This window comes from Roseomonas sp. 18066, assembly GCF_902706185.1.
Lineage (GTDB): Bacteria > Pseudomonadota > Alphaproteobacteria > Acetobacterales > Acetobacteraceae > Pseudoroseomonas.
This window is the reverse complement of sequence record NZ_CACSJM010000196.1, coordinates 1-9,544: the sequence shown is the minus strand read 5'-3', so window position 1 is coordinate 9,544 and position 9,544 is coordinate 1. Positions and strand designations below refer to the sequence as shown.

Sequence of the window (9,544 nt, the reverse complement as noted above, 5' to 3'; positions counted from 1 at the left end):
CGCCCCCCCGGCATGGCGCCGGCCTGGCGCTGCGCGCTGCTGCTGGCGCTGCCGGTCGCCGCCGCCGCCTTCCTGGTGGCGCTCGGCCTGGCGCGGCTGGAGGCGCCGCTGCCGGATGCCGCCGTCGCCGGGCTGGCGGCGCTGCTGACCCTGGCCATCGCCCTGCCGCTGGGCTGGCGCCTGGCCCGCGCCGGGCACCGCCTGGCCGCCAGCGAGCTGCGCTACCGCAGCCTGTTCGCGCAGAGCGGCGTCGCCATCTGGGAGCAGGATTTCTCCGCGCTGCGCGCCCGCATGGCCGAGATCGCCGGCGGCCCGGCCCCCTATGGCGACCCTGCCCGGCTGCGTGCCCGGCTGCTGGCCTGCCCCGAGCTGGTCGAGGAATGCGCCGGGCTGGTCCGGGTGATCGACGTCAACGAGGCGGCGCTGCGGCTGGTGCGCAGCAGCGACCGCGCCCGGCTGCTGACCACGCCGGCGCATTTCTTCACCCCCGCCACCCGCGCCACCTTCCGCGAATTCCTCTGCGCGCTGGCCGAGGGCCGCGCCGGCTTCCGCGGCGAGACCACGGTGCGCGCCGCCGACGGCGCCATCCGCGACGTGCTGGTCGAGGTCGGCTTCCCCCCCGCCGGGCATTGCCGCGACCGCATCCTGGTCGGGCTGGTCGACATCACCGAGAGCCGCCAGGCCGCCCATGCCGCCCAGCAGGCTCAGGCGCAGCTGGCCCATGTCGCCCGCGTGGCGACGCTGGGGGAGCTCTCGGCCTCGATCGCGCATGAGATCAACCAGCCGCTGGCGGCGCTGTCCTTCAACGGCGACGCCGCCCTGCGCTGGCTGGCGCGCGACCCGCCGGAGCTGGCCGAGGTGCGCGACTGCCTGGCCGACATGGTCGCCGAGGCGCATCGCGCCAAGGCCATCGTGCAGCGGCTGCGCGGCATGGCGGCCCGGCATGTGCCGGAACGCGCCTGGCTCGACCTGAACCGGGTGGTGGCCGAGGCCGCCGGCCTGCTGCGGCGCGAGATCGCCGAGCAGGAGATGGAGCTCGACCTCTACCTCGCCCCCGGGCCGCTGCCCTTGTTCGCCGACCGGGTGCAGCTGCAGCAGGTGGTGGTGAACCTGCTGGTCAATGGCCTGCAGGCCAACCGCGCCGCCCTGCCGTCCCAGGGCGGCCCGAAGCAGCTGGTGCTGTCGACCGAGGGCGGCGAGGAGATCGGCTTCACCGTCGCCGACCGCGGCATCGGCCTGACCGAGGCGGCGCTGCCGGAGCTGTTTCGCGCCTTCTACACCACCCGGCCGGACGGGATGGGGATGGGGCTGTCGATCTGCCGCTCGATCGTCGAGGCGCATGACGGCCGCATCGCCGGCGCCCCGCGCGAGGGCGGCGGCGCCGTCTTCAGCGTGGCCTTCCCGGCGCTGCGCCCGGCCGGGCCCGCGCCAGGCACGGCGCCGGCCGCCATGCATCGGGCGCACCGATAGGACCTATCGGGAAATTGCCGGTCGCCGCCGCGGCGAAGCCTTGATATTGCGCATGACCGTTCCGTAATCCCCTGGAAAGCCTTCCGGAACCGCCGGGCAGGCTGCCGACGGCTGACGCAGAGGGTCCCGCATGCCGCCATCGCCGACGCCCGCCGCCGCGGGGTCCCGCGCCTCCCTCTCGGCGCTGGACGCCACCATCATGCTGGTGGGCATCGTCGTCGGCATCGGCATCTTCCGCACCCCCTCCCTGGTCGCGGCCCATGTCGAGAGCGAGCTGGCCTTCATCGGCGTCTGGGTGGCGGGCGGCCTGGTCACCCTGGTCGGCGCGCTCTGCTACGCCGAGCTGGCGGCGGCGCATCCGCATGCCGGCGGCGAATACCATTTCCTGTCGCGCGCCTATGGCCGGCCGGTGGCCATGCTGTTCGGCTGGGCGCGCGGCTCGGTGATCCAGACCGGGGCCATCGCCGGCGTCGCCTTCGTCCTCGGCGACTACGCGGCGCAGCTGCTGCCGATCGGGCCGCAGGGCCCGGCGCTCTATGCCGCGCTGTCCATCGTCGCGCTGACCGCGGTGAACGTGCTGGGAACGCTGCCGGGCAAGAACCTGCAGGTGGCGGCCACCGCCATCGAGGTCGGCGCCATCGTCGCCATCATCGGCTTCGGGTTGCTTGGCGCCCCCGCCGAGGCCGCGCCGGCCGCCGCCGTGGCGCCGGCGACGGCCGCCTTCGGCATGGCCATGGTCTTCGTGCTGCTGACCTATGGCGGCTGGAACGAGGCCGCCTACCTGACCGGCGAGATGCAGGACGCGCCGCGCAACATCCCGCGCGTGCTGCTGGCCGGCACCGCCATCCTGGTGGTGCTCTACGTGCTGGCCAACCTGGCGCTGCTGATGATCCTGGGGCTGGAGGGCTTGCGCGGCTCCAACGCGGTGGCCGCCGACATGATGGCCCGGGTCGCCGGCCCCTCGGGCGCCGGGCTGGTCAGCGCCGCCATCATCGTCGCCGCCATCTCGACGCTGAACGCCACCATCTTCACCGGCGCCCGCTCCTGGTCCGCCATGGCCAGCGACGTCACCTTCCTGTCCGGCATCAGCCGCTGGAAGGCGCGCGGCGGCGGGGCAGGGCGGGGTGCCACGCCGGCCAACGGGCTGATCCTGCAGGGCGCCATCGCGCTGGGCCTGGTCGGCCTCGGCGCCGTCACCGAGGACGGCTTCCGCGCCATGGTCGACTACACCGCCCCCGTCTTCTGGGGTTTTCTGCTGCTTGTCGGCCTGGCGCTGTTCGTGCTGCGGCGGCGGGAGCCTGGACGGGCCCTGCCTTACAAGGTGCCGCTCTATCCGCTGACACCCGCGCTGTTCTGCCTGACCTGCGGCTACATGCTGCATGCCAGCATCGCCTATACCGGCCTCGGCGCCCTGGTCGGGCTCGCCGTGGTCGCCGCCGGCCTGCCGCTGCTGCTGTTCCGTCGCCGCGACGCCGAACCTCCCCTCCCATCCCCGCTCGGAGAGACCCGCCCATGACCAGGCCCCGCATGCGCCGCCTCCTGCTGCTCGCCGCCTGCGCCCTGCCGCTGCTGGCCGGCGCCGCCATCGCCCAGCAGCCCCCCGGGGCGCCCGCCTTCACCCCCACCGTCGGCCAGTCCGGCAAGGACGTGGTCTGGGTGCCGACCCAGCAGCAGCTGGTCGACCGCATGCTCGACATGGCCAAGGTGACCGCGCAGGACCGGGTGGTCGACCTGGGCTCCGGCGACGGGCGCACCGTCATCACCGCCGCCCGCCGCGGCGCCAGCGCCCATGGCATCGAGTTCAACCCGGACATGGTGGCGCTGTCGCAGCGCAACGCCGAGGCCGCCGGGGTCACTGGCCGGGCCAGCTTCGTGCAGGCCGATATCTTCCAGTCCGACTTTTCCGACGCCACCGTCGTCACCCTGTTCCTGCTGCAGACGCTGAACGAGCGGCTGCGCCCGACGCTGCTGGCGATGAAGCCCGGCACCCGCGTCGTCTCCAACACCTTCGGCATGGGCGACTGGACCCCGGACCAGAGCTTCGACACCGGCGCCGAATGCGCCAGCTTCTGCCGCGCCTATCTGTGGATCATCCCGGCCCAGGTCGGCGGCCAGTGGCAGATCGGCCAGGACCGGCTGGTGCTGGAGCAGCGCTACCAGGCGCTGACCGGCAGCCTGACCCAGGGCGGCCAGGCCCAGCCGATCTCGGAGGCGAAGATGGACGGCGAGACCATCACCTTCACCGCCGGCGGCCGCCGCTACACCGGCAAGCTGGAGGGCGGCGCGCTGTCCGGCCAGGTCGAGGGCGGCGCCGCCTGGCGCGCGGTCAAGGCCGCCGGATGAGCCGCGCATGCTGACCCGGCGCGCCGCGACAGCGCTGGCGGCGGCGCTGCCCGCCGCGGCCTGCGCCGGCGGCGGCGCGGCGGGGCGGCGCCCGGTCAGCGACCATTTCGACGGCGCCCGCTTCTTCAACCCGGGCGGCGCCGGGCCGCGCGGTTTTCTCGATCTCGCCCGCTGGCAGCTGGGGCGGGAAAGCGCCGAATGGCCACAGGCCTGGCCCAGCCCGCTGCCGCCCGACCGGCCGCCACCGCGGGTCGAGGGCCGCGGCCTGCGCGTCGCCTTCGCCGGCCATGCCAGCTTCCTGATCCAGGGGGCGGGGCTGAACATCCTGACCGACCCGGTCTGGTCGGACCGCGCCAGCCCCTTCAGCTTCGCCGGGCCCCGCCGCGTCAACGCCCCCGGCATCGGCTTCGACGACCTGCCGGCGATCGACCTGGTGCTGCTCTCGCACGGCCATTACGACCATCTGGACCAGGAGACGCTGGCGCGGCTGTGGCAGCGCGACCGGCCGCGCATCGTGGCGCCGCTCGGCCATGCCGCCACCATCCAGGCCGCCGCCCCGGAGGCCCGCATCACCGAGCTCGACTGGGACGAGCGCCTGGCCCTGCCCGGCGGGGTCGAGCTCGGCTGCGAGCCGGTGCACCACTGGACCGCGCGCGGGTTGTTCGACCGCAATGCGGCGCTGTGGTGCGGCTTCGCCATCCGCGGCCTGGGCGAGGGCATCTTCTTCGCCGGGGACACCGGCTTCGACGAGGGCCGCCCCTTCGCCCGGGTGGCGCGGCGGCACGGGCCCCTGGGCCTCGCGCTGCTGCCGATCGGCGCCTATGCGCCGCGCTGGTTCATGGCGCCGCAGCACATGGACCCGGAGGAGGCGGTGCGCGGCTTCGCGCTGCTCGGGGCGCGCCAGGCGCTCGGCTACCACTGGGGCACCTTCCAGCTGACCGACGAGGCGGTGGATGCGCCGCCCGCCGCGCTGGCCACCGCCCTGGCCGCCGCCGGCGTCGCGCCCGGGCGCTTCCTGGCCGCGCGGCCCGGGCTGGTCTGGGAGGCGCCGGCGATGATCGGCTGAACCACCCGGCTGAACCACCCGGCTGAACCACCCTGGGGAGGGGGGACGAAAGCGCTGACAAGGAGAATGCCATGACCATGTTCCGCCGCCGGCTGCTGCAAGGCGCCGCCGCCGCCGCCCTGCCGCTGGCCGCCGCCCGCGCCGCCGGCTTTAACGACGCGCCGCCCAATGCCCGCGACCAGCGCCCGGCCTTCGCCGGCCAGACCCGGGCGCCGGTGATCCGCGACAGCGCGACGCCGCGCGCCCAGGTGGTGGCGGGCGGGCTGGAGAACCCCTGGGGCCTGGCCGAGCTGCCCGGCGGCGGCTGGCTGGTCACCGAGCGCCCGGGCCGCATCCGCCGCATCGGCCGCGACGGCAGGCTGTCGCCGCCGATCGCGGGCGTGCCGTCGGTCGATTTCCAGGGACAGGGCGGTCTGCTGGACGTGGCGGTGCGCCAGAACTTCGCCGAGGACCGCCGCGTCTGGTGGAGCTATGCCGAGCCGCGCGGCCAGGGGCTGAACGGCACCAGCGTCGCGACCGGCACGCTGTCGGCGGATTTCACCCGGTTCGAGGACGTGCGCGTCATCTTCCGGCAGCAGCCGGGCTGGCGCTCGACCCTGCATTTCGGCTCGCGGCTGGTCTTCGACCGGCAGGGCATGCTGTTCGTCACCACCGGCGAGCGCTCGCTGCCCGAGCCGCGCGAGCTGTCGCAGGATGTCTCCACCCATCTGGGCAAGGTGCTGCGCATCACGCCCGAGGGCGGCGCCGCGCCGGGCAACCCGGCCATCGCCGGCGGCCAGCCGGAAATCTGGTCCTTTGGCCATCGCAACCTGCAATCGGCCGCGCTCGGCCCCGACGGCGCGCTGTGGACCATCGAGCACGGGCCGCGCGGCGGCGACGAGCTCAACCGGCCGCAGCCGGGCCGCAACTACGGCTGGCCGGCGATCAGCTACGGGCTGGAATACAGCGGCCGCGCCATCGGCCAGGGCCGTACCGCGGCCGAGGGCATGGAGCAGCCGCTCTACTACTGGGACCCCGTCATCGCGCCGAGCGGCCTGGCCTTCTACGACGGCCCGCTCTTCCCGAGCTGGCGCGGCAGCCTGCTGGTCGGCGGGCTGGCGGCGATGTCGCTGGTGCGGCTGACGCTGGACGGCCAGCGCGTCACCGGCGAGGCGCGCTACCTGGAAGGCCAGGCCCGCATCCGCGACGTGCGGGTCGCCCGCGACGGCGCCGTCATGCTGCTGACCGACAGCGCCGAGGGCGAGCTGCTGCGCCTGACGCCCGCATAGGTGAGCGGGTGATTCACGCCTGTCGCCGCTGCCGCCTCAGGCGATCACGCGCCTAGGCCTGCAGGGCGACGCCGTCCCGCTGCGGGTCGGCGCCGCCCGTGGCGCGGTCGCCCTCGATGCGGATGGCATGCAGCGCGGCGAAGGCGAAGCCCATGGCGCTGCGGGCGACCGGATAGCCTTCCGCCTCCAATTCCCGCGTCACGAAATGCGGGATGCGGTTGGAGACGTCGATGGTGTCGCTGGTCACCGAGATGCGCGGCGCCGCGACCGCCTCGAACATGCTCATGCCGTGGTCGACGACGTTGCTGATGCCCTGGGCGATGGCGGGGACGATGGCGGTGCCGCCCGGCGCGCCGATGACGATGGCCGGGCGGCCGTCGCGGAAGACGATGGTCGGGCTCTGCGACGAGGTGCGGCTCTTGCCCGGGGCGATGGAATGCGGCCGGCCGGGGCGCGGGTCGAAGCCGCTCATCAGGCCATTGTACATGAAGCCCAGCCCTTCGGTGATGACGCCGGAGGGGGTGTTCAGCGTGTGGGTCAGCGACACCGCATTGCCCTCGGCATCGACGACGCTGACATGGGTGGTGTCGGCGGATTCGTAGGGCGCGCGCACGACATGCGCCTTCTCCCGCGCGCGGATGCGGGCGGCGATCTGCGCCGCGCGGTCCTGCGACAGCAGCATGTCCACCGGCACCGCGACGAAGTCCGGATCGGCGATGAAGGCGTCGCGGTCGATGGCGACCTGCTTCATCGCCTCGGCCAGGATGCGGAGATGCTCGGGGCTGTTGTGCTCCAGCCCGGCCAGGTCGAACTGGTCCATCACCTGCAGCAGCTGCAGCAGGCTGACGCCGCCGCCCGGCACGCCGAGGCTGGCGACCTGCAGCCCGCGATACCGGCCCCAGATCGGATCCTCCTCGGCGACGCGGACGCTGGCCAGGTCGGCCCGCGACAGCAGCCCGCCATGCCGCGCGAAGTCGTCGGCGATCTGCTCGGCCATCTCGCCGCGGTAGAAAAGATCCGGGCCGTGCCGGGCGATGCGCTCCAGCGAGGTCGCCATCTCCGGGTTCACCACGCGGTCACCGGCGCGCTTGATGCTGCCATCGGGGCGGCAATAGAGGGCGCGGCCCGCCGCGCTGAAGCGCAGCGCCTCGGCCGGGTTGACCAGGCCGGAGGCGCTGTGGTCGAGGTTCCAGAAATACTGCACATAGGGCCGCACCATGAAGCCCTGCCGCGCCTGCTCGATCGCCGGGCGCATGACGTCCGCCAGATCCATCGTGCCATAGGCGGCGAGCGCCGCGCAGTAGCCGGCGAGATTTCCCGGCGTGCCCGGCGCCTGGTAGCCCATGTCGTTGATCTGGCCGCGGACGAGATAGGCGAAGCCGTCGCGCGACTGGCCATTGGCGATCCCGGCCCACATCTCCGGCGTCGCCGCCAGCGGCGCGCGGGAGAAGAAGTTCAGCGTCCTGTGCACGCCGCGCTTCGGCATATAGACCTGCAGCGCGCCATAGCCGGCGATGCCGGTCATGAAGGGGTCGACCACGCCCTGGACGAAGGCCGCGGCCACCGCCGCGTCGATGGCATTGCCGCCGCGCCTCAGCGCCAGCACGCCCGCTTCCGCCGCCTCGGGCTGCGCCGCCACCACCATGCCCCGCATGCTTCGGTCCGTCCCTGTCTGTGCGGCGCCATCCAAGACCCTGTCCGGCCCGCTGTCGAGACGGGTTGCCCCGCCGCGCCACGCGTCTAGGCTGGCGGGCATGGCGATGCTGCTGATGCCCGGCTTCATGACCGATGCGGATCTCTGGCAGGAGGTGCTGCCCTATTGGCGGGATTTCCCGCCGCCCCTGCATGCCGACCCGTCGCAGGACGGCAGCATCGCCGGGATGGCAGCCCGCGCCCTGGCCGCGGCGCCGCCGGACTTCATCGCGGTGGGCTTCTCGATGGGCGGCTATGTGGCGCGCGAGGTGGCGCGGCAGGCGCCGGGACGGGTGCGGGCGCTGGTGCTGATCGCGACCTCGGCGCGCGGCGACCGGCCGGAACGCGCGGCGCGCAAGGCGCAGGCGGCGGCGCAGCTCGGCCAGGGGGTCAGGCTGGGCCGGGCCGCCCTGGCCCGCGCGCTGCATCCCGATCGCGAGGGCGACACGGCGCTGATCGAGCGCCTGCGCGCCATGGGCGAGCGGCTGGGGCCCGAAGCCTTCCACCGGCAATTGCTGCTCGACCGCCCGGGCGACCTGGGGCGGCTGGGGGAAATCGGTTGCCCGACCCTGGTGGTGGCCGGCCGGCAGGACCGGCTGCGCAGCCTGGAGGAGGCCGCGGAGCTGCGCGACGGCATTCCCGGCGCCAGCCTGCAGGTGGTCGAGCAGACCGGCCACATGATCCCGCTGGAGGCCCCCGCGGCGCTCGGACCGCTGGTCGCCGACTGGCTGAACCTTGTTATTTCGCGCCGGATGACGAGGTGATGGGGCAAGGGCCGCCTGGCGGCCGTGCATCACGGAGAAACCACGCATGAGCACCCCTGATTACGAGCCCCCCAAGGTCTGGACCTGGGACAAGGCCAGCGGCGGCCGTTTCGCCAATATCAACCGTCCCGTCGCCGGCCCGACCCAGGAAAAGGAACTGCCGGTCGGGCGCCACCCGCTGCAGCTCTATTCGCTCGGCACGCCGAACGGGGTGAAGGTGACCATCCTGCTGGAGGAGCTGCTGGCCCTCGGCCACCAGGGCGCCGAATACGACGCCTGGCTGATCCGCATCGGCGAGGGCGACCAGTTCGGCAGCGGCTTCGTCGACATCAATCCCAACTCGAAGATCCCGGCGCTGCTGGACCGCAGCGGCGGCCAGCCGGTGCGCGTCTTCGAGTCGGGCGCCATCCTGCTGCATCTTGCCGAAAAATTCGGGGAATTCCTGCCGCCGGCCGGCGACCCGGCCCGGGCCGAGGTGCTGTCCTGGCTGTTCTGGCAGATGGGCAGCGCCCCCTATCTCGGCGGCGGCTTCGGCCATTTCTACGCCTATGCGCCGAGCAAGATGCAGTACCCGATCGACCGCTTCGCCATGGAGGCCAAGCGGCAGCTCGACGTGCTGGACCGGCGCCTGGCCGAGAGCCCCTATCTGGGCGGCGACCACTACAGCATCGCCGATATCGCGGTCTTCCCCTGGTATGGCGGGCTGGCGAAGGGCTGGCTCTACGGCGCCGCGGACTTCCTCGACGTCGGTAGCTACCAGCACGTCAACCGCTGGGCGGACGCAATCCTGGCGCGGCCGGCCGTGCAGCGCGGCCGCATGGTCAACCGGGTCACCGGCGAGCCGTCCAGCCAGCTGCATGAGCGGCACGAGGCCAGCGACTTCGACACCAAGACCCAGGACAAGCTGGCGCCGCAGGGCTGAGGCGGCGACAGGAGGCGGG

General features: G+C 73.5%; 8 protein-coding genes. 7 read left to right on the top strand and 1 reads right to left on the bottom strand.

Annotated elements, in window-relative coordinates:
* The 5 genes from GVN67_RS26120 to GVN67_RS26100 all read left to right on the top strand — a co-directional run.
* A partial coding sequence (locus GVN67_RS26120) for a sensor histidine kinase (protein ID WP_160000252.1) occupies positions 1-1,470 on the top strand: 1,470 nt, incomplete at its 5' end.
* A gap of 130 nt (positions 1,471-1,600) precedes the next feature.
* Positions 1,601-2,986: an APC family permease gene (locus GVN67_RS26115; protein ID WP_160000251.1), complete on the top strand. Its 1,386-nt coding sequence runs from the start codon at positions 1,601-1,603 to the stop codon at positions 2,984-2,986.
* On the top strand, positions 2,983-3,813 hold the full coding sequence (locus GVN67_RS26110; protein WP_235035507.1) for a class I SAM-dependent methyltransferase: 831 nt from the start codon (positions 2,983-2,985) through the stop codon (positions 3,811-3,813). Before GVN67_RS26115 ends, GVN67_RS26110 begins: the two co-directional genes overlap by 4 nt.
* Before the next feature lie 7 nt (positions 3,814-3,820).
* Complete coding sequence (locus GVN67_RS26105; RefSeq protein ID WP_160000250.1) at positions 3,821-4,879, top strand: MBL fold metallo-hydrolase; 1,059 nt, start codon at positions 3,821-3,823, stop codon at positions 4,877-4,879.
* 71 nt (positions 4,880-4,950) lie between these two features.
* Positions 4,951-6,147, top strand: a complete 1,197-nt coding sequence (locus tag GVN67_RS26100; protein WP_200845400.1) for a PQQ-dependent sugar dehydrogenase — start codon at positions 4,951-4,953, stop codon at positions 6,145-6,147.
* A gap of 52 nt (positions 6,148-6,199) precedes the next feature.
* On the opposite strand, the gene ggt is transcribed toward GVN67_RS26100, so the two are convergent.
* Positions 6,200-7,801 (bottom strand): gamma-glutamyltransferase, encoded by a 1,602-nt coding sequence (ggt, locus tag GVN67_RS26095; protein ID WP_160000249.1) that lies wholly within the window; start codon positions 7,799-7,801, stop codon positions 6,200-6,202.
* Between the two features lie 100 nt (positions 7,802-7,901).
* Here ggt and GVN67_RS26090 point away from each other — a divergent pair, with 100 nt between their 5' ends.
* Positions 7,902-8,603 carry an alpha/beta fold hydrolase gene (locus GVN67_RS26090; protein WP_160000248.1) on the top strand — a complete coding sequence of 234 codons (702 nt, stop codon included), beginning with the start codon at positions 7,902-7,904 and terminating at the stop codon, positions 8,601-8,603.
* A gap of 46 nt (positions 8,604-8,649) precedes the next feature.
* A complete protein-coding gene (gene yghU, locus GVN67_RS26085) occupies positions 8,650-9,525 on the top strand; it encodes a glutathione-dependent disulfide-bond oxidoreductase (RefSeq protein WP_160000247.1) in 876 nt (291 codons plus the stop codon).
* Positions 9,526-9,544: the final 19 nt, after the last annotated feature.

What these genes read in the sequence shown, in the direction of transcription:
- GVN67_RS26115 (WP_160000251.1), top strand. Translation starts at nt 1,601, where the DNA reads ATGCCGCCATCGCCGACGCCCGCCGCCGCGGGGTCCCGCGCCTCCCTC.
- GVN67_RS26110 (WP_235035507.1), top strand. Translation starts at nt 2,983, where the DNA reads ATGACCAGGCCCCGCATGCGCCGCCTCCTGCTGCTCGCCGCCTGCGCC.
- GVN67_RS26105 (WP_160000250.1), top strand. Translation starts at nt 3,821, where the DNA reads ATGCTGACCCGGCGCGCCGCGACAGCGCTGGCGGCGGCGCTGCCCGCC.
- GVN67_RS26100 (WP_200845400.1), top strand. Translation starts at nt 4,951, where the DNA reads ATGACCATGTTCCGCCGCCGGCTGCTGCAAGGCGCCGCCGCCGCCGCC.
- ggt (WP_160000249.1), bottom strand. Translation starts at nt 7,801, where the DNA reads ATGCGGGGCATGGTGGTGGCGGCGCAGCCCGAGGCGGCGGAAGCGGGC.
- GVN67_RS26090 (WP_160000248.1), top strand. Translation starts at nt 7,902, where the DNA reads ATGGCGATGCTGCTGATGCCCGGCTTCATGACCGATGCGGATCTCTGG.
- yghU (WP_160000247.1), top strand. Translation starts at nt 8,650, where the DNA reads ATGAGCACCCCTGATTACGAGCCCCCCAAGGTCTGGACCTGGGACAAG.